Genomic DNA, 20,821 nt, shown 5'->3' on the forward strand with positions numbered 1-20,821 from the left:
GTGGCGGACATGCCAGAGTCCCAGTTGCGGGAGTATCGAAGCGCGCAGGATGATCCGGCCGGGTTCGACGGGTTTTGGTCGCAGACCATCGACTCGGCCCGTTGTCATGATCCCGACGTCCGGCTGGAAGCGCATGCCACGGGACTTGAAACCCTGGAAGTCTTTGACATTTCCTACCGTGGATTCGATGGCCAGCGCGTCAATGGCTGGCTGCGGGTGCCCCAGGGCGGTACGGCGCCGGCCGGGAAGCTGCCGGCCCTGGTCCAGTTCAACGGTTACGGCGCCGGGCGAGGCCATGCCCTCGATGACCTGACGTGGGCCAGCGCCGGATTTGTCCAGCTGCTAATGGACACACGGGGCCAGGGATCTGGAAGAACAGAGGATCCCGCCGGAAGCGGGCCTTCCGGCGGGGGGTTTCTTAGCAAAGGTATCTCGTCGCCCGACGCGTACTACTACCGTCGCGTCTTCACCGACGCGGTGCGTGCTGTCGATGCTGTACGTTCTCTGGGTTTTGTGGATCCGGACCGGGTTGCTGCCATCGGAAACAGCCAGGGCGGCGGCATTGCCCTGGCCGTGGCAGGACTGGTGCCGGACCTCTCCGCGGTCTTGATGCAGGCGCCATTCCTGTGCGACTTCCCTCGGGCCACAGTGATCACCGACTCGCCACCATATCCGGAAATCGCGGACTACCTCCGGGCACGCAGGAACGACGTCGGTACCGTGCACAGCACGCTGTCCTATTTCGACGGCGTCAATTTTGCGAAACGTGCCACCGCACCGGGCTACTTCTCCGTCGGGCTGATGGATACCATCTGCCCGCCCTCAACTGTTTTTGCCGCGTACAACAACTACGCGGGCAAGAAGGAAATCACGGTCTGGCCGTACAACGGCCATGACGCCGGCGGTGCGGACGACCGATCCGCAGCGATCAAAATTCTGCGGTCACATTTTTCGCTCTCCGGGCCGACCGTCAGTACCAAGCAATCAGCTAACCAAGCAATCACGAAGATAGAGGAAGCATGAAACTCCGAAGGCTCATTCCCCTCCTGGCGGCGGCCTCTCTGGCCTTGCCGATGGCGGCATGCTCACCCAGCCCCTCGGCATCCGGAGCTGGAGCCGTCGCCGGCTCCAGCGCCAGCGGAACCGTCAACTGGTGGACCTGGGACGAAAAACAGGCCGAATCCTACAAGCAGTGCCTTCCCGAGTTTGAAAAACAAAACCCAGGCGTCACCGTCAAGATCTCCCAGTACGCCGTCGATGACTACTTCACCAAGCTGACGGCAGGCTTCGTCGCCGGAACAGCCCCGGACGCGTTCCAGAACAGCGTGCAGTTCTTCGATGCGTACGCCCGCCAGGGACAGTTGGAACCTCTGGATGACTACGTCAAGCAGGACAACTACGACCTCGGCGAGTTCAACGTCGGTGTCAGCGCGTGGAAGTACACAGACGGAAAACAGTACGGTCTTCCCTTGGACTGGGCCGCATCGGCTATCTACTACAACGAGGACTTGGTGAAGAAAGCCGGTCTGAAAGATTCCGACATCCAGAACCTGGATTGGAGCACCGCCGACGGGGGCACCTTCGACAAAGTCGTGGCTCATCTCACCATTGACAGCAACGGCATCCGCGGTGACCAGCCGGGATTCGACAAAGCCCATGTGGCCACTTACGGATCCGGTCTTCTGGGCACCAACGACTTCATCGGGCAGACCACATGGGATAGCTTTGTCACCACCGCCGGCTGGACCCGCGGCGATAAGGATGCGTGGCCCACGAAATTCAACTACGACGACCCCAACTTCATCAAGACGATGGACTACGTGAGGTCCCTTTCTGACCGTGGATTTGCCCCGAAGCCCGGTGAATTCACCATCGGGGACACCGAACAGCTTGCATCGGGCAAGGTCGCCCTCACTACTGGCGGTTCCTGGTCCGCGACGACCTTCGCCAAGCTTCCCGGAGTGTCGGTAGGTATAGCGCCCACTGTCAAGGGCCCAGATGGCAAGCGCTCGGCGATGAGCAACTCCAACGGCAACCAGATCTACGCCGGCAGCAAGAACAAAGCGGCTGCCTGGAAGTGGATCTCCTTCATGGGCAGTGAGAAGTGCCAGACCGAAGCATCCACTCACAGCGGTTCATTCTTCCCTTCCATTCCCGGGGCGATGGATGCGTTTGCAGCGTCTCAGAAAACGCAGGGCGTAGATCTGCAGGTCTTTGTCGATGCAGCAAAGAATAAGGAGATCTACCCGGCTGGTCCGTACGCGAACGGTTCGGAGATGGGCACCACGCTCCAGCCCATGTTCGAAGCATTCTTCAGCCACGAACGCAACGACGATGTCTTCGCTGAAATGGCGAAGAAAAGCGGCTCTCCTGACTTATCCGTGGGCTAATTTCGGCCCGGGAGCACCGGTTTGTGACCGCCGAGGCTGAGCATGGCCAGGGCGATGAGGGCCTCGGGTGATTTGAAGCCGAAGGCGATGCGGGTGATGAGTCTGATCTTGGTGTTCATGGATTCGATGCGTCCGTTGGAGAGCCCGTGCTCGATCGCTGCGAGGATGGATTCCCGGTGTTTGACGATGCTCTTTTGCAGTTTCACGAACGATGGAATGCGGCACCGGCGCGCCCAGGCAACCCATTTGTCGAGCGCTTCTCCGGCTTCGTCGTAGGGCAGTTTGAAGACCGTGCGCAGCCCTTCCTTGAGGTAGTACGCCCGGCCGAGTCCGGGGTCGGTCTGCACGATCCAGGCGAGCTTGGCCTGCTGCTTTTCGGTGAGGTTCTCCGGGTTCTTCCACAGCGCATAGCGCGAGTTCTTCACCCCGGCGGCAAGAGTGCTGTGGGGCCTGGCCGGGGCGTCTTTGGACGGGCGTCCCCGGCCTCGTTTGGCCTCTCCGGTCCGGGCCGCCCGGCGGGCGTCGTTCCACGCGCCCCGGCGGACCTCGTCGAGGGCTTCGGTGGCCCATTTGACGACGTGGAACGGGTCGGCACACCTGATGGCGGCGGGACACCGGGCGGCCACGACAGCGGCGATCCAGTCGGCGCCATCCGCGGAAACATGCGTGATCCCGGCGCACCGTTCTTCTCCGAGGGCATCGAAGAACGTGCCCAGGGTGGCCTTGTCCCGGCCAACGGCGGCCCAGACCAGCCTGCCGCTGTCATGGTCCACCACGACGGTCAGGTACTTGTGCCCGCGCTTGTAGGAGATCTCATCGATACCGATCCGGACCAGGTTGGCGAAGGGGTCGTAAGTGGCCGCCGTGTCCTCCCAGACCCGGGTGATGATCGCCCCGACGGTCCGCCAGGCAATGCGCATCAGCGCGGTGATCGCGGTCTTGGATGTCTGGGTGGCAAGCCAGGCGACCTGCGCATCGAAATGATGGGTGTGTCCGGCCTGATGCCTGGCCCACGGGACGGCGGCCACGGTGACGCCGTGTTCACGGCACCGGATCCTCGGGGCGTCGGCCTCCACCTGGACCTGGACCGTGCCGGCATCCAGGGAACGCCAGCGCCGGCGGCCGTGCCCCTGGTCGTATTTCGGACACCTGCGCCGGCAGATGCCGCAGCGGTTCCGGACCGATCCAGTCGGGCGGACCGAGGCGACCAGGACCCCGGCTTCGTCATCAAAATCGATGGCTTCGACGACTGTTTTCTCGACACCGAGCAGAGTTCGCCATAGTCTTGCATTTCGCACGCCGTTTTCCCGCTCTAATAGTTTCTGTTCCTTAGACAGTCAGAAACCTAGACAGGAAACGGCGTGCGGCCGTTAAGGCGCTCCGAAAACACCCACAGTTACGTCAGGAGAGCCAGAAAAGCGAAGAGATCCTCGGCAAGTAATACACTGGTTCACGCCTTGGGCTGCCGGTTATAAAATTATCGGCAGCCCAAGGCACCGAAAAGCGTCGTTGGCTGGCTGACGGCAAGAGGGAAAGGCCCACAATGGGCAGAGCTAAGACCATGACGGATACCGTAGCGGCGGAAACCGCCGTCGAATCGCCCGTACTTGTGCTGCGCACCCCGGCCGCCGTCGACGTCTTCAGCCGCATCCTGACCCACGGGCCGATAGGGCGGATCGACGTTGGCCGGCAGATCGGGCTGTCCCAGGCAGCAGTGACTAAAGCGGTGGCGCCTCTGATTGAGCGCGGAGTTATCGTGGAGAGTAATACTCTCCGGCCTGGACTGTCCCCTGGGCGCCCTGTGTATCCGCTGGACGTGGTGCCGGACGCTCTGCTGGCGCTCGGCATCAAGGTCAGCATCAACGAGGTGATCGGCGTGTCCACGGATATGCGTGCAGGAATCCTGGACACTGTGCACCGGCAGATTCCGGACCATCGCTTGGACACCGTACTGGACGCCGTGCTGAAGGTCGTCTCCGAGTTGAAAATAAACCTAGGAACTCGGTCCGCGCGCCTGATGGGCATCGGCGTGACGGTCTCCGGCGACGTCGACACGGAGCATGGCGTGGTGAGGCACTCACCGCTGCTCGGGTGGACAGATGTTCGGCTGGGCGAGCTGCTCACCGAACTACTGGGGCCCGGGGTGCTGATCGACAATGACGTGCGCGCCCTGACCATTGCCGAACATTGGTTCGGCGTGGGCATCGATGCAGATTCCTTTGCCATCGTGACTATCGGCTCGGGCATTGGCTGCGGGCTGTATGTGAACGGCGATGTGGTGGCCGGCGCTTACGGTGTTGCTGGCGAAATAGGCCACCTGCCACTGGCCTCGGAAGAGTTCACGTGCACCTGCGGACGGCATGGCTGCGTGGAAGCGGTGGCGTCCTCCAGCGCCATCCTGGCGGCTATCAGGGCCGGGACAGGCTCGCATGAGTTGACCATGCAGCACGCCGTGGATCTGGCACATGGCGGCGACCCCGTCGCGGTCGCCGCATTTCACCGGGCCGGTTCCGTGATCGGTACAGCGATCGCCACAATGGTAAACCTGACCGGCCCCTCCGTAGTGCTGGTGTCCGGGGAAGCCGTGGCCGACTACGATCTCTACGAACATCACCTCCGTCAGAGCTACTCCGAACATGCCTTCGGCGCAGCAGCAGGCTGCGAAATTGTGACCCGCTCCCATACATTCGATGACTGGGCCAGAGGCGCGGCGGCATCAGTCATTAGGGCCACCATCCGACAGAAGTTGACAGCGAAAGCTACCTAGTCCGGCCACGGCTCCTGCCCAGCGACGCGGCCATCGGCCACGCCGCCCTTTTCCGCTCCCCGGCGTCATTCTGCCCCCTGTCCAGGCCGACAAAGCACCTGGTGATGGCGATGAAAGCATCACAAATCAATTACTTGACGCTGGTAATTAATTCTGGCAGGCTTCCAAGGACGGCCCGGCGATGAGCATCGACAGCAACCCGGTCGTCTGAATGGCGGCGGAGTTCCGCCCCTTCATGTCAACGACGACGGAGGCTTAATAGTCATGTCAGATCCAACAATTGTCGGCACCAGCAGAGCGGCCCTCGTCCGCCTACGGGTGCGCGTCATAGCGCTTGCGGCAGGGGCAGCCTGTCTGGCTCTGGGAATTATGCCCCAGGCAGCCCTGGCGGAAGCGGCGCCCCGGACATCCCAACCGACTGCCATCTCAGCAGACGCGACGAACACGACCGGCGCAGAACCATCAGGATCGTCGGCGGCAGGACCAGCGGCGAAACCCTACATGGGTTGGAGCAGCTGGAGCCAGCAGTCCACAAACTATCCGGGAGTGAATCCTACCGGCCCCGGAAGTTTCATCAGCGAGGCCAACATTCTCAAGCAGGCCGAAGCCATGGCAGAGAAACTAAAACCCTTCGGCTATGAATACGTTAATGTGGACGCCGGCTGGCAGGACGGCGCGGACAGCTACGGCCGGCCGGCGATCAACTCCGTACGGTTCCCGCACGGTGTTGCATCGGTCGCTGAACGTGTGCACAACCTCGGACTGAAATTTGGTATTTACACGGTTGTTGGGCTTGGTAAAGACGCCTACAACGGCGGCAACACGCCCATCTTTGCCGCCCCCGGCTGCACTACAAAGAACATCGTCTATCCGGATCTGCGATCGACAAACGGCTGGGATACATCCTACAAAATCGACTACACGAGCCCCTGCGCGCAACGGTATGCCGATTCCATTACGTCGCTCTTCGCCAGCTGGGGGTGGACTTCATCAAGATGGACGGAGTGGGACCCGGTTCATTCAAGGGAGGCCCCAACTACGACAACACCGCGGACATCCAAGCCTGGCACAAGGCCATCGACAAATCCGGCCGCCCCATGCAGTATGTCGTCTCCTGGGCGCTGAGCCACAAACAGGCAGACGTCTGGAAGGCCAACACCAACGGCTGGCGAATCGACACGGATGTCGAATGCTACTGCAACACCCTGGTCACCTGGGATCAGTCAGTAAAGCAACGCTGGAACGACGTGGTCCAGTGGATCGATGACGCCGGCCCCGGGCACTGGAACAACCTTGATGCCGTCAACGTCGGCGTGGGTTCCATGGATGGACTCACGGAAGCCGAGCGGCAAAGCTATATGACGCTGTGGACGATCGAGTCCGCGCCGCTGTTCGCCGGTGACGACCTGACGAAGCTGGACGATTACGGACTGTCCCTGCTCACTAACCGCGACGCCATCGCCATCAACCAGGCTGGACATCCGGCTCGTCCCGTCAGCCAAAGCACCGGCCAGCAGGTCTGGTACGCAAACAACGACGACGGCAGCGTGACCGTCGCGCTTTTCAACCTCGACAACCAGCCGGCCTCGGTGACAGCCAATTTCACGGACCTAGGGCTGGGTGGAACGGCGGAAGTCAGAGACGTCTGGCTCAAGAAGGACACAGGAGTCCGGCAGAACAGCATCAACGCCGACCTTCCGGCGCACGGTTCTAAACTATTCACCATCACCCCGACCGACAACGCTCCCGACAAGCCAGCCGTTCCCACGGGAGTGCGCGCAACACAGGCACAGGCAAACAGCGTTTCCTTAGCCTGGTATCCGTCACCAGTTTCAGCCGACTCCAAAAATGTGAACTATCGGGTCTTCATGGATGGGCGCGAGGTAGGGAACACCAACGCCACCACAATGACCGTGGGCCAGCTCAACCCTTCAAGCCGGCACACTTTTACGGTCCGGGCTGACTCCGGACCGCAGAAATCGGCCCAGAGCTCCGTACTGGATCTCACGCTACCGTCAGCCGCGGGACCGACGCTCTATGAAGCGGAAGCAGCAGGCAATACTCTCAGTGGCGGAGCCAGCCGTTCAGGCTGTGCCGGTTGCTCGGCGGGCGGAAAAGCCGGCAATCTGGGCGGGAGCGGATCCCTGACGTTTGCCGGGGTGAACGTGCCTGTCGCTGGAAACTATCTGATGACTGTGGCCTATGTCGACGGTGACGCCAGCCGCCAGAGCCTCATCACCATCAACGGCAAACCGACGCAGATGAACTTCCAGGGCTCCAACGACAACAACTGGGACGCGGCCCAGCAACAACAAATACTGGTGCACCTGGACGCCGGTGTGAACACCATCCAGGTGGGCAGTCCTGACTCGTATTCGGCGGACATAGACGCCATCACTATCTAAAGACGTAGGAGGTTCCGTGAATGAGAAGTTCGGTTCCCACGAAAGAAAGGATGTCGATGATTATGGCGCTACGTTCATCTGAACCCCATGGCCTACCCTCCGCGCTGGCCGTGCGTGCTGCACAACCAACAGACCTGCTCATGCTGTACAGGTCCGAATTGCTGTACATGCGGGCAATTAAGAGCGAACAGGTTGACCGATGGTTGCGGGCGGGTGATCGGAGTCTCGTGCTATGGACGACTAATCTTTTCCGGGCGCGCCGATCGAGCTCGTCCTCGGCTCCGCATCGACGGCGCCCATTGGCTCCGCTGGATGACTTAGTCTAGCGGGTGGCTATGGGACACCATTTTGAAGAGGCTGAAGGACCTTTCGACGGTCAGGGCATCATTACGGGCACGGTTGAGGTCGGCTCGGCTCCAGTGCATCCTTTGGCGCGCAGATTGACGTTAGTGGCATTGTCCATGTGAAGGCTTGGGCCACGCCGTCTTCCACGGACGTGTGGGAGGGGCACGGGTGGTCGATCGTATGGCTGACGCAATACTGATGTGGTCGGCTGTGGCCTTGAGATCAGTGCGGATCGACGGTGAGTTGATCAACGAAGGCACCCGCGGAACGCAGGTCAGCGGAAATGGAAACATCCATGATCGCCAGAGGTCTAAGGTCCGTGAGTGAGCCCGAGGAAATTCGGCCGGACGGCACCCTCATTTATCGAGACTAAATCGGCCTATATTTGACTTGGATACCCAGTTTTGCTGAAACGTCCCGCCGGTGAATTCTCTAGGCTACGAGTTCAAGTCGCACCGTGACCACCGTTGAAGCCCCTCGAGGTGAGTGGCGACTGCGGGTATTGACGTAGCGGCCGCTCAGGACCGCCCCTGGTCGTCTGCCTACAGTGGAGTATTCGCAGCCAATCTGGGGAGGGCTGCTAACTGGCCCGGGCAGTCCCCGCTCCTTGCCAGATGGAATCATAGGGGTCCCCGTCCTCCGACGGTCAGGTGCTGAGCACTCTGCCTGTCGGAAGGCGAGGATCTCTCAGGTTGCGCAAGGTGTTCGACTAGAGTCGCCTGCGCCAACCGTAACGAACTCCGTTGAGGTTCCGGTGGCGGACGCCAAGTTCGCTTCGGACAGTGGTCGGACCATACTGAATGCATGCAAACAACCCGCGGCTTGGACAGGCTCGTTTTCTTCACTGATGCCGTGACGGCCATCGCCATCACTCTGCTCGTGCTGCCGCTGGTCGACTCCGTCACTGAGGCGGCGCACGCTGGGTTGAGTGCTGTGCAATTCATCGGGAACAATGTCGCGGCGATCGCTGGCTTCGCCTTGAGTTTCCTGGTGATCGCCCGGCTCTGGATCGCCCACCATTCGACGTTCGAGCATGTCGGGTCGTACAGCCGTCCGCTCCTCTTGCTCAACTTGTTTTGGGCGTTCACGGTGGTAGTGCTGCCGCTGCCGACGGAAATGGTGTCTCAGTTCAGGACCTCGTCCGTCACGGTGGGCGTCTACATCGGGACGATGGCCGCGAGCAGTCTGACGCTCACGGCTCTGACGCTGTTGATCCGTAAGCATCCGCAGCTCGAGCTGGAAGAGAATCCCATGCCTAGCCGCGAAGTCTTCTCCAGCGCCGTTTCGACGATCGGGTTCTTCGTCGCCCTGATCGTGGGAGTGCTCGTGCCCGCCATCAACTTCTACGCGCTGTTGATCATTCTGCTAACCATCCCACTGCAGCGGGTCTACGATCGACGATCAAATGCTGCACTTTTAGCGCCAGGCGCACAAACATCATAAGGCGGATCGGACTGGCCGAGTGTGCACCTCGCGGGAAACGTCGTCGGGGACGAATCCGACAAGGTGCATCCATGGCGATGGGTCGCGGTCACTCAGGAACTGGATGAGGTCCGACACGGCCGTCTCCTGGGCCAGAAGACGGCCAAGACCTCTGCTGCGGACCCAAGGCGATACCGATTTTCCCATGGGAACAGCATGAGCCACGCGGCACGCGTTCTGCTCATACGACTTACCGCTGAAGCAGTGATGTATCGGCCAGAGCAACGTGGCGTAGTCGTCGGAGCAGACGCGTTTCGGGTTGGCGGCACCTTGATTGCGGGCAGGATCCGGGCTTCTTGTCGAGGCTTCGAAGCAGCTGAACTAGCCGATTACTGTAGGACGTGGCCTGGGCCCAGGCCACACATCTCCTGATTCAACGTTCGTCGGTCGATCTCCTACCAGATGGGCTCCCGCACGGTGCTGATCACCGTCCACTCACGACCGGACGATGGGTTTGATGGTCACGCCAATTCCATTATTGGATAGCACGAAAACGCTGTTGACCAGCGAAAACGCTGATCCAAGCCAACCCACCCCCGATTTCATTATTCACTGGGAAGAAAATCTGCAATTTTATATGGGTTCAAAAGAGGGCACTTCCGCGTATTTCTGCAGGTCAATGAGCTGCCGCGGAGATTTCGGATAGCGGGCCCTCCTAAAATGGGGGTCTACCGAAAGTAGAGATCAGCATGACCGCATCACGCAAGCGATTTACCCAGGAGTTCAAGGACGAGCTGTGCCGCGAGGTGATCAACACGTCCAAGTCGATCAAGGACGTGGCCACCGCGTACGGTGTCGGCCCCGAAACGCTCCGCAACTGGCTGGTCAAGTACCGGGCGGCCAACGGCGGCACGGAGGTGGATCTGACGGTGTCGGAACGGGCCCGGCTGAAGGAGCTCGAGCGTGAAGTTCAAGAGCTGCGGGCGGAGACTGCCTTTTTGAAAAAAGCCAGCGCTTACTTCGCGCGGGAGCAGCGGTAGTGAGCAAGTATGAATTCATCGATTCCCAAAAAGCTGAGCCCGCCAATCTGAATTCGGTAGTGAGAATGTGCCGCTGGTTGGCCGTCTCGACGTCGGGTTTCTATCACTGGGCCACCCGTCCGCAATCGGCCACCTCGGGGCGCCGCCGGGCCCTGACGGCGCGGGTCCGGCATTACTTCGAGGAGTCCGAGGGCACGTACGGGTACCGGCGCATCCACGCCGATCTCGCCGCGGAACAGACCGAGTGTTCTCGGAGTTGGTGCGGCAGATCATGCGCTGCCAGGGCCTGGTGGCCTGTCAACCACGGCCGTTCCGCGTCACCACCGAGGCTGATGCTGAGGCTGCCGCGGGCATGCCCGACCTCGTCAAGCGGGACTTCACCGCGGACCGTCCCGGGGCGAAGTTCGTCGGCGACATCACCTACATCCACACCTGGCAGGGATTCGTCTACCTCGCCACCGTCATTGACTGCTACTCGAAGAAAGTCGTCGGCTGGTCCATCGCCGATCACATGCGCACCGGGCTCGTCGCCGACGCGCTCAAGAACGCCGCCGCCACAACCCGGATCGAGCCGTCCGCGATCTGGCATTCCGATCGGGGCAGCGTGTACACCTCGACCGATTTCAGGGCCCTGGTGATCGGCCTGGGCATGCGATCGTCGATGGGACGCACCGGCGTGTGCTGGGACAACAGCATGGCCGAATCGTTCTTCTCAGCCCTGAAAAACGAGCGTGTGTACCGGACTGTTTACGCGACAAAATCACAAGCCCGGAGCGACGTCATCCGGTACATCGAGGGGTTTTACAACAGCCGGCGCCGTCACTCCGCGCTCGGTTACCGGCGGCCTAACGAAGTCCACTATGGTTATCAACAGCCAGCCTTGGCAGCGTAGAAGAATCCACTAATTCCGCTGTCCGAAATCCCCGCAGCAGCTCACAAAGCCATTTCAACCACCCACCTCTCGCTGATAGTTTGTGACCACTAATGTTCACCCTTGAGGTACTCGATGCGCCGATGAGACTTCAGAATTGACCAGCATCGGGCCGCGGCCCTTGTGAGTCGAACCTTGGGGGAGAGGAGCCCACCGTCGGCGCATAATCCAGTTCCATGAACCTGCAGTTGCTCAGCGACTGATATCAAGCCCGGTCGGACCAAGGCTCACTTGAAGCTCCCTGGGGCAGAGAAAATCCCCAAAGTGGGCATCATTGAGAGGCGTGGGGGATATGGTGCCAGCAATCCTAGCGGAAGTGGTTTGAGCCGGTCGGGTCTGAGGCATCTGCGGGAGACGTACCCCAACGCAAGCCCATTCGGCTCTAGGACATGCTCGATCGGAATGGCTTGGCCGTCAGGATCCGGTCAGGGAACCATCGCCGTGAGGGCTTTCCTAGCTGAGACCTGGACGACTACATCGCTCGGATGTCTGCGGCTACCGCAGCAGACATCGTGGCCAATTTGTTGGGAACCGACCGCTAGGACGCCGGGTGAGCCAGGCGGTTAGCTGCCGGCGCCCCAATGCCAGGGTTATTGCGAAAGTGGTCCAAGGGTGGCGGTGCGCTCCACGGGGAGAAGGTCGTTCGCCCCCACTTGTCAGGTTGAGTTCTAGGTCCCACTCGTGACCTTGCCAGGAAAGAATGGACCCCATTCTGGCAGGACTCGGGTGGGAAGCTGACGTCAGGTTGGGGTGTACTAAACCGGACGCCCAATCCGCACTGGCAGCTCACAGAAAATGGGTCAGGAAGTTTTCACCCAATTCGGCATTGACACCTGATGACGATGGAAATTTCAATCGTGTAGGTGACACAGCGTGCCCTGCGAAACACGCAGTTGTGGGCGTCTTGCGAGGACAGGCTGCCGCCGGCCTGCAACCATGGAGATCACATGCTATGCCGTGCCGGTTCGGGTTTATTGACGACGAGGACCACATCTCGAACGGCCGGGCCGGCCACGTAGAGCCCGAACCGGAACTGGCCTACTCCAACGTAGTCGAGTTCTTTGTTTGCTATTCGCCCAGCCCTACGTCTGGGAAGTCAGAGAAAGAGTGTTAGCTGCAACTTTAAACTGACCAGAGACGGCAATTTGGATTGACCGTTCGCGGCAGTGGTTTTGACCAGTGGCTGCAAGTACTTTTGACCAGTTCTTGGCCGTGCGTGTGGCCGGGGCTTGCTGGGATTCCCTTGTCCATCCCCCCGTGTCATTACGGGGAGAGCCCCTTCCTTCCGCGGTGAAATAGCGATGCCAATCGTTTTTTGTTTCACCCATCGTGGGAAGGAAGGGGCTTGATGTGAAGTCTCCAGGAGAGTTCATGGAAATTTTAGCTGCTTATGATTTGACCCGGTCGTACCGGGATGCCGCGAAGATCTGCGGCGTTTCGCACAACACTGTCCGTTCGTATGTGAAGGCCCGGCAGGAAGGCGTCCAGGCGCCGGTCGCCCGCCAGCGGGGCCGGATCACCGACCCGTTCCTGCCGCAGATGAAGTCGCTGGTCGAGCAGTCCCGCGGGAAGATCCGCGGGGACGTTGTGCACGGAAAACTCGTTGATCTGGGCTATCCCGGATCGATCCGCACGACCCGGTACGTGCTGGCCGGGCTGAAGTCGAAATATCGGGCCCAAAACACGCGTGTTCACCGCCCCTGGACTGTGGAGCCAGGTTTGTGGCTCCAATGGGACTACGGAGACGGGCCCGTCGTTGACGGCGCCAAAACGGTGTTGTTCGTGGCCTGGCTGGCGTATTCACGCTTCCGTATCGTGATTCCCTTGCGGGATAAGACGATGCCGAGCGTGTTCGCCGCCCTGGACCGCTCTTTCAGGCTCATCGGGGGCGTCCCAACGTACGTTTTGACCGACAATGAGAAAACCGTCACGATCGAGCACGTCGCCGGGGTGCCGGTCCGTAACCCGCAGATCGTCACGTTCGCCCGGCACTACTCCACCGCCGTGCACACCTGCATGCCGGCGGACCCGGCCTCGAAGGGCGGGGTGGAGAACGCGGTCAAGATCGCCAAAGCCGACATCGTCCCCAAAGACACGAACCTGCGCTCGGACTACGCCTCCTTCGCCGAGCTGGAAGCGGCGTGCGAGGCGTTTATGGAGGATGTGAATTCCAAGGTGCACCGTGCCACCCTGGAGATCCCCAGGGACATGCTGAGACTGATCGAACAGCCCAAGCTGCACCCGGTCCCGGCAGTGCCGGTGACGGCCAGTTTCGGGCAGGTCCGGCAGGTCCCGCCGAACACGCCCATGGTCACCTACGAGCACTCCCGCTACTCCGTCCCGCACACGCTGATGGGGCAGAGGCTCTGGGTGCGCGGCACCGACGCCGAGGTCATCATTGTCCATGTCGGCGAGCAGGGGCCGGTGGAAGTCGCCCGGCACGAACTTACCCGCCCCGGCGTGCCGGCGATCATTGATTCCCATTTCCCTCCTGCTTCCGGCGGGGCCCTGGAACGGGTTATTCGCCCCACGAACAAGGCCGAGGAGGAGTTCCTGGCCTTGGGCGCCGGGGCAGCGCTCTGGCTCAAGGAAGCCGCCGCGGCCGGGACGAACAAGATCCGCCACAAGATGGAACGCGCCGCCACCCTGGCCAAGGTCATGGGCAATGACGTGGTTGACCAGGGCCTCGGCGCGGCCGCCGTGCACCACCGCTTCAGCCACGAGGACCTGGTCTCCATCATCACCAACACCGCCACCGGCCAGCCGCCAAGCACCATCAGCACTACCCGGCACACCGTCACCGATCAAGGCCAGTGGCTGAGTCAGGGCACCAGCGCATGGGCCAACTTCGGCACCGCCAGCACAAATACCAGCGACGATATTGATCTTGAAGGAGCCACCGAATGAGCGCGACAACCCTTGCCGCCAGCCCGCTGGCGGATGTGGAGCACATCATCGCCTTGATGCGCACCACCCGCATGCCGCACGCCCGCGCCGTGGTCGCCGAGGTGTTGGCGACCGCGAAGGCCCAGCGCTGGGACCCCACAGAAGTCATTCGCGTCCTGCTCGAGGCCGAGGCGACCGGCAGGAACCGGTCGATGCTAACCACCCGGCGTAAACGCGCGGGGTTTCCCACCGGGAAAACCTTCGATGTCTGGGACGAGTCCCTCTCCACCCTCCCTGCGGCGACGACCTCGTTCCTGCGGACCCTGGAGTGGGTGCGGCGGCGGGAGAACCTGATCGCGTGCGGGCCCTCCGGGACCGGGAAGACCCTGCTGCTGGAATCCCTGGGCCAGCAGGCCATCGACGAAGGCATGTCCGTGTCGTGGCTGAGCCTGGAGGACCTCGGCGCCCTCGTGCGCCGGCACCGCATCGATGACAGCGTGAACAAAGCCATCACCCGCGTTACCAGCGTGGATTTGATTTGCATCGATGACATCGGACTCCTGCCGGTTTCCGGCGATGCCGCCGAGGGCTTCTACCGCGTCGTGGAGGCCTCCTACGAGAAGCGATCCCTGGCGATCAGCTCGAATATCCACCCCAGCGGCTTTGATGAGCTGATGCCCAAAACCATCGCCACCGCGACCGTGGACCGGCTTATGCACCACGCGCACCTATGCCAAACCAGCGGCGAGTCCGTCCGGCTCATGCAAGCCCAAAACGGGAAAGGAACCCGCCCGATGAACTAACCCGCAACACTGGTCAGGCGCCCCAACCCCAGCATGCCCCAGGCGCCTGACCAGTGTTCAAAAGTACTTGCCGCCACCGGTCAGTCCATTGCAGCCACTTGAATTCCAGGGGTCGTTGCAACACCCGTGCTTAGCTGGCTATCAGTAAATCACGTAGGCGCTCGGCTGGGGTGTCCCAGTCGAGCGTTTTGCGTGGTCGGGCGTTGAGTTCTTGGGCGACGTGCTCGAGGTCCTCGGGCCCGTAGGCGTTCAGGTCTGCGCCTTTGGGGAAGTATTGGCGTAGCAGCCCGTTGGTGTTCTCGTTGGATCCGCGTTGCCAGGGGCTGGCGGGGTCGCAGAAGTAGACGTCCATGTCGGTGGCGATGCTGAAAGCCTTATGTTTGGCCATTTCGGCGCCTTGGTCCCAAGTGAGGGATCCGCGCAGGTGCGCCGGTAGGGTGGACATGGTCTTGATCAGCCCGTCGCGGACTGATTCGGCGGTGTGGTCCACCGGCAGGTGCACCAACATCACGTATCGCGTGGTGCGTTCAACCAGCGTTGCGATCGCGGACTGGTTGTAAGCTCCGGTCACTAAATCCCCCTCCCAATGCCCCGGGACGGCGCGGTCTTCGACCTCGGCGGGGCGTTCGGAAATGTTGATCATCGGGTCACGGAAACGGTTGGTGCGTTCTTCGGGGTTCCTGTGCTGCTTGCGGCGGGTCCGGCCGGTGCGCAGGGCTTCTTTGACCTCGCGTTTGAGTCCACCGCGGGCCTGAAAGTAGAGGGCCTGGTATATCGTTTCGGGGCTCACGCGCATCTGCTCGTCATCGGGGAATTCCTTGATCAGGAGCTTGGAAATCTGTTGTGGGGACCAGCGTGTGAGGAGCTTGGTTTTCACGTAGTCGTGTAGTTCCCCGGGTTCTGCCAGCTTACTGTCCTTCGGCCGTGCCCGGGCCGCAGTGGCCGCCCGGTGAGCACCGTAAGGCCGGTAACCCAGCACCGGGTGGCTGTTGCGTTTGATCTCCCGGCTAATGGTGCCCACGGACCGGCCCAGCGCCCTGCCGATCGCCTGCATTGAGGTTCCTTGGGACCGCAGGTCCGCGATCCTCTCCCGCTCGGACAGGGACAGGTAGCGGGCGCTGACGGACTGCTCCAGCGCTTCCAACGCCACCGCGGGTGCCGGCTCAGCCACCGGCGCTGTCAACTCCGGTGCCGCTGCAGGGGCCGAAGGTTCCGCGAATGTAGTTGTCACTTCCTGTTTATACGGCAGATCCGCGGCATGACCTTGGGCCGCGGCCGTGTCCTTTGCAGTCTGTTGCCGGTCCCAGTTGTAGGAGCTCGGTTTGCTTGCACCGACTGCGAGGGCTGCGTCCCTCCGGCCGGCTCCTTCTTGGCGCAAGCGCAGGTAGTGAAGCTGCTTCGCCGATGGCCGTCGCGGACTGACGGAGACCAGACCGGCGGCTTTGGCCCAGTTGGAGCAGGTGGAGTAGTTCAGGCCGAGTTCTCTGGCGGCAACGCTGACGCTGCCGACTTCCCGCAGCAGGCCCAGGAACTCCTCAATCACCGACGGTGGGTGGCGCCGCGCCGGATCAGCATTCACAGTTCTCGTGGCCCGTGGTTTTCTCCCAGCAGGATTAACCTTGCCGGCCCAGTTATGCGCGGTGCTGATGTTCAATCCCAGCTCCTGGGCCGCCGCGGTGATGGTGCCGGCCCGGTCCAAGACGGCATAGAAGTGGTCCTTATCCGCCTGGGTGTACTGGCGCTGCGGCCTGATCCCTTCAGCGTTCGCCCACTTCTGGCAGGTGCTCCGGTTAATGCCGAGCTCCTTGGCCGCCGCGGCAACACTTCCCAACCGCTCAACGGCAGAAAGGAAATCCTGTCTTTGCGCACGGGTATGGGACTGCTGGGAACGCTTCCCCTGCGCCCCGGCTCTCGACCCCGGTTCTTTCGGTAGAGGAGATTTTTTCCTTAAGGAAGGACTACTTTTCGATGGTGATCCCATGGGTGTTGCAACTCCCGATTATTCGGGGGTGTTGCAACGATCGCTAGAACTCAAGCCACCGGTCAACGCAAACTGCAGCCAGCGGTCAGTTTAAAGTTGCAGTTGACACCCGGCAAGATTTCGGCCAGAACCCGAGGGTGTGCCCGACGAAACTGAGGACGTCGGCTGGGGTTTTGATGGTGAGCGGTTCCATGTTCCTTCTCCTTCGGCTGCTGGCGGGCACAGGATGTGTCTGTCAGATTTGTGCGTCGTTCTGATTACGGAGCCACCGCTGGGTTTGAGGGTCCGGAGTGCAACTTGGGGAACCGGGAGCGTTTCAAAGTTTCGGGAGGAAATAAGTGACGAAGGAGCGTCGAACGAAACTTTGAACCGGGCCCGGCGCATGGCGCCCTGGTTGCGCGGAGGACCCGCCCAGCGATGATGGGGGATCAGAATGACAAACAGCGACGTTGCTTCTGGTGGTTCATGGAGGTGGGGGAGCGGGGCGGCATGACGCAAACAGATTCTGTGGCATGACCCACGCCATTCGGCTCTGCCGCGCACGAGACCCTGGCACGCCGCCGCCGTTCCGCGGTTTTGGTGTACCGGGCGATAGGGCCCATGTCGGTCCGGCAACGCGGCTGGTGTGGTGTTCGACGTGCCCGACAAGTTCTACGGGTGCAACGCCGGCGGAACGCTCCGCCACCGGCGAGTTTCCTCTCCGGCGGCGTGCCTCACGCGCATGTGAAGTGGTTGCGCGGACGTGAAACTACTGAGCGGTCCGAGTCCACATCTCCGGACGAGAACTGCTGGCGCCGCCCGGCCCGTCTGCCCGGGCGCACGCGCACCTGCTGGCCGCCATGCCGCCCGCCGCCTTCCCCGGCGTGGACGAGACCAGGCTCCACTCGTTCCTGCAGGAAAATGCCGGCAGCTAGTTGATCCAGGAGGTGCCCGGTCTTCTCTTGTCGAACCGGAGTTGGCTCCGGACACATCGCGGTCCTACCTTGGTCACGCCCCTATTTCGGCACGGTAATTCCACAGTGTTTCCGCAGGTCAGCAATGCGGCGCCTCCGGCTCACCATGGTGAGCGAAGATTCGGGGGCGTCGCGTTCTGCTGTGGTCACGCGGTGACCCGCGGTGTGAGACTGGTCGTGTTCGTTGCGGTCGACCCCGAATCCTCTGTAGTGCCTGGGAGCCTGTAGGTCAGCATGGGGGTGGAGGGCTTCCACGGGAACCGTGGATTGGTGCCTTCGAGCCCGAGCGTCAGACTTCTGAATCTCCCTGCCCTCCCCGCGACGGACACCGAATGATCCGTCGACGGGAAGCGGGTGGCAGTGATGGAAGTGGTGCATGGCCGGTGTGCTGGTCTGGACGTGTCCAAGAGGGACGCCAAGGTCTGCGTCCGGGTCGCCGGTGTTGGTCGTCGCAAGACTGTTGAGACGGTCACGACGTGGGGCTCGACCACGAACCAGGTCCTGGCCCTGCGTGAGCATCTAATCGCCGAGCAGGTCACCTGTGCGGTGATGGAGGCCACCGGGGACTACTGGAAGCCGTTCTACTACCTCCTTGAGGACGCCGGGTTCGAGGTCATACTGGTCAACGCCAGGCACGTCAAGAACTTGCCTGGCCGCAAGAGCGATGTCGCCGACGCGACGTGGCTGGCCCAGCTTGGCGCACACGGCCTGGTGCGTGGGTCGTTCGTGCCCCCGGAGCCGATCCGCCAGTTGCGCGATCTGACCCGGGCCCGGACCGCGATCACCCGGGAACGTGGCCGGGAGATCCAACGGCTCGAGAAGCTGCTCGAGGACGCCAGCATCAAACTGTCCTCGGTCGCCTCCGACATCACTGGCGTCTCCGGACGGGCGATGCTCGAGGCGATGATCGCGGGCCAAGACGACCCCGCCGCATTGGCCGACCTCGCCAAGCGGCGGCTGCGCTCGAAGATCCCGGCGTTGACCGAGGCGCTGAGCGGCCGGTTCACCGAACACCACGGTTTCCTGGCGCGGGTACATCTGGACCTGATCGACCGGCACACGAGGGCGGTCGAGGACATCACCGCCCGGATCGAGGTGGTGATCGCACCCTTTCAGGGATTCCGGGACCTGATCGCCACCATCCCCGGCATCGGCCCCCTCGTCGCCGACGTCGTCGTCGCCGAGACCGGCGCAGACATGACCAGGTTCGCCACCGCCGGGAACCTCGCTTCGTGGGCCGGGACCACGCCGGGTCACAACGAGTCCGCCGGACGAGTCAAGTCGACCAAGACCCGGCCCGGAAACCCCCTATCTCCAAGGAGCGCTCGGCGCTGCCGCGGTGGCGTGCGCACAGAACCCCGCCACCTACCTCGGCGCCCGCTACCGCCGAATTGCGTCGCGGCGAGGCCCCATGAAAGCCAACGTTGCGATCCAACACACCATGCTCATCGCGATCTGGCACATGGGCCGCTACGGAACCCTTTACGAGGACCCCGGTGCAGACTTCTTCACCCGTCTCCACCCCGAACGCGCCAAGAACCGCGCACTCCACCAACTCGAGGCCATGGGCTACCAGGTCACCCTCGATCGGACGGGGTAACAAAACGCGGGTCCCCTGACGAGGAAGGGAATCTTCGCGTCAGAGCGATCTTAGACCTCTGAGTTTAGCCCTGGGTGGTCAGCTCGACGCGGAGGCAAACCTCAATGCCGCGGGTCCATGTCAAAGAAGGAACCCCATGAGGGTCCCAGCCAGCACCTCCTACCCGGGGCTGCGAGCACTTTGGCGAGCAACTCCGCGGAACAAAGTGTGGCCACAAGATGACCCGCGAGTTGTACGCGTACCCAAACCGCTCACAGAAACAGCTGCCCAATCGTGCGATATTTGAGGAGCAACCTTGGGAGCGACTGCCGAGGGCGCGTGCATTTGAAGGAGGCATAGGCAGCCGAGCCTCATCACCAGCCGATCCAATACAGATCAGCTTCTGTCAGTCCACAACGGCCACCGGCCCTTCCCGCGTTGCTCACGGATGCTGTCTGCCCGGGTGGTTTGATGCGGGCCGGAGGCATGGGGGTTGAGAGGAACATGATCTGGCTCCGCTGGGCGATCTCGACGGCATCACCCATGAAATCTACCTTTCCGCCGCAACGCTTCCGTGTTCCGGAATTCCCTCAGGGCCCATGTCCAGGCGGGCACGGCCGTTGCGAAAAATTCCGGCGTGAAAGGCCGGAAGGTTCAGTCCGAGTCGAAGACGGCCAGGATCCGGCGATGGGCCAGGGAGAATGCCTGCATCATGAGCGACCGGGGCAGATCCCGGCAAGAGTCGTCGAGGTATGCGAAGAATCTGTTCAGGATGAGCCGCACGCCAAATGATTCCCGTTGCTCCGTTGGCAACGGCCGGGAGTTCTTCCCCGCATGTACAGTTCCTTGATTGTTGGCCTGCCTGAAGTCGGGTCATTGCATGTTCGTGTGGCGGTGCGCCATGCGTTCATAGGATCCGGGATCGCTGCTAGCGAGTTTCAGGGCAAGTGCGTCGAGGGCAAGAAGGGACGCCTGTTCAAAGAGGCTGCCGCCGAATTGCTCCGACCCTGCCGAGGGGAGCGTGAGCACGTGATCGGCAAGACCGCTTAGGGGCTGTTCGGTGTGGAGGTCAGGAGCGCAACGGTTGCGCTTTGGGCGCGCGCAATCCGGGCGAACGATGTGCTGATCGGGCTGGTGCCGGAGTTGGAGATGATGAAGAGTCCGTCCCCGGACCGGACCGATGGTGCCGTGGCCTCACCGAGTACGTGGGTTTCAAAGCCCAGGTGCATGATGCGCATCGCAGCCATCTCCGCCACGAGACCGGAACGGCCCTGACCGCTGAAAAACCACCTCCGCCCGCTGTCCTGGAACAGGCGGCA

General features: G+C 61.9%; 11 protein-coding genes and 4 pseudogenes. 11 read left to right on the forward strand and 4 right to left on the reverse strand.

The window, feature by feature from the left end:
- The first annotated feature begins 9 nt into the window (after window positions 1–9).
- Both FCN77_RS10780 and FCN77_RS10785 read left to right on the forward strand, forming a co-directional pair.
- Window positions 10–1,023 (forward strand): alpha/beta fold hydrolase, encoded by a 1,014-nt coding sequence (locus FCN77_RS10780; RefSeq protein WP_137324734.1) that lies wholly within the window; start codon window positions 10–12, stop codon window positions 1,021–1,023.
- Window positions 1,020–2,390, forward strand: coding sequence for a sugar ABC transporter substrate-binding protein (locus FCN77_RS10785; RefSeq protein WP_137322270.1), 1,371 nt, complete (start codon window positions 1,020–1,022; stop codon window positions 2,388–2,390). Before FCN77_RS10780 ends, FCN77_RS10785 begins: the two co-directional genes overlap by 4 nt.
- On the opposite strand, the gene FCN77_RS10790 is transcribed toward FCN77_RS10785, so the two are convergent.
- Window positions 2,387–3,688 carry an ISL3 family transposase gene (locus tag FCN77_RS10790; RefSeq protein ID WP_137322105.1) on the reverse strand — a complete coding sequence of 434 codons (1,302 nt, stop codon included), beginning with the start codon at window positions 3,686–3,688 and terminating at the stop codon, window positions 2,387–2,389. The two genes, FCN77_RS10785 and FCN77_RS10790, sit on opposite strands and share 4 nt — an antisense overlap.
- Before the next feature lie 263 nt (window positions 3,689–3,951).
- Between FCN77_RS10790 and FCN77_RS10795 the strand changes: the two genes are divergently transcribed.
- The 7 genes and pseudogenes from FCN77_RS10795 (at window position 3,952) to FCN77_RS10820 (ending at window position 14,989) form a co-directional block, all read left to right on the forward strand.
- Window positions 3,952–5,157, forward strand: a complete 1,206-nt coding sequence (locus FCN77_RS10795) for an ROK family protein (protein ID WP_137322271.1) — start codon at window positions 3,952–3,954, stop codon at window positions 5,155–5,157.
- Between the two features lie 501 nt (window positions 5,158–5,658).
- A pseudogene (locus FCN77_RS27665) lies at window positions 5,659–5,892 on the forward strand (hypothetical protein); the annotation flags it as partial.
- Between the two features lie 269 nt (window positions 5,893–6,161).
- A complete protein-coding gene (locus FCN77_RS10800; RefSeq protein WP_217496270.1) occupies window positions 6,162–7,562 on the forward strand; it encodes a CBM35 domain-containing protein in 1,401 nt (466 codons plus the stop codon).
- A 1,167-nt stretch (window positions 7,563–8,729) separates the two neighbouring features.
- Window positions 8,730–9,350, forward strand: a complete 621-nt coding sequence (locus FCN77_RS10805; RefSeq protein WP_217496271.1) for a TMEM175 family protein — start codon at window positions 8,730–8,732, stop codon at window positions 9,348–9,350.
- Window positions 9,351–10,078: 728 nt separating this feature from the next.
- A pseudogene (locus tag FCN77_RS10810) lies at window positions 10,079–11,261 on the forward strand (IS3 family transposase).
- Between the two features lie 1,389 nt (window positions 11,262–12,650).
- Window positions 12,651–14,207 (forward strand): IS21 family transposase, encoded by a 1,557-nt coding sequence (gene istA / locus FCN77_RS10815; protein WP_175417222.1) that lies wholly within the window; start codon window positions 12,651–12,653, stop codon window positions 14,205–14,207.
- Entirely contained in the window at window positions 14,204–14,989 is a 786-nt protein-coding gene (locus FCN77_RS10820) for an ATP-binding protein (protein WP_137321461.1), read from the forward strand. The genes istA and FCN77_RS10820 overlap by 4 nt, the downstream gene beginning before the upstream one ends.
- A gap of 130 nt (window positions 14,990–15,119) precedes the next feature.
- On the opposite strand, the gene FCN77_RS10825 is transcribed toward FCN77_RS10820, so the two are convergent.
- Entirely contained in the window at window positions 15,120–16,172 is a 1,053-nt protein-coding gene (locus tag FCN77_RS10825; RefSeq protein ID WP_217496303.1) for an IS30 family transposase, read from the reverse strand.
- A gap of 1,469 nt (window positions 16,173–17,641) precedes the next feature.
- Between FCN77_RS10825 and FCN77_RS26790 the strand changes: the two are divergent.
- Together FCN77_RS26790 and FCN77_RS10835 are read left to right on the forward strand one after the other, a co-directional pair.
- Window positions 17,642–17,884 (forward strand): annotated as a pseudogene (locus tag FCN77_RS26790) (XRE family transcriptional regulator); the annotation flags it as partial.
- 402 nt (window positions 17,885–18,286) lie between these two features.
- Window positions 18,287–19,523: pseudogene (locus FCN77_RS10835) on the forward strand (IS110 family transposase).
- A 633-nt stretch (window positions 19,524–20,156) separates the two neighbouring features.
- On the opposite strand, the gene FCN77_RS27365 reads toward FCN77_RS10835, so the two are convergent.
- Complete coding sequence (locus tag FCN77_RS27365; protein ID WP_302647364.1) at window positions 20,157–20,285, reverse strand: hypothetical protein; 129 nt, start codon at window positions 20,283–20,285, stop codon at window positions 20,157–20,159.
- A gap of 263 nt (window positions 20,286–20,548) precedes the next feature.
- Entirely contained in the window at window positions 20,549–20,740 is a 192-nt protein-coding gene (locus tag FCN77_RS10845; protein ID WP_254678940.1) for a hypothetical protein, read from the reverse strand.
- Window positions 20,741–20,821: the final 81 nt, after the last annotated feature.

Source organism: Arthrobacter sp. 24S4-2, assembly GCF_005280255.1.
Classification (GTDB): Bacteria; Actinomycetota; Actinomycetes; order Actinomycetales; family Micrococcaceae; genus Arthrobacter.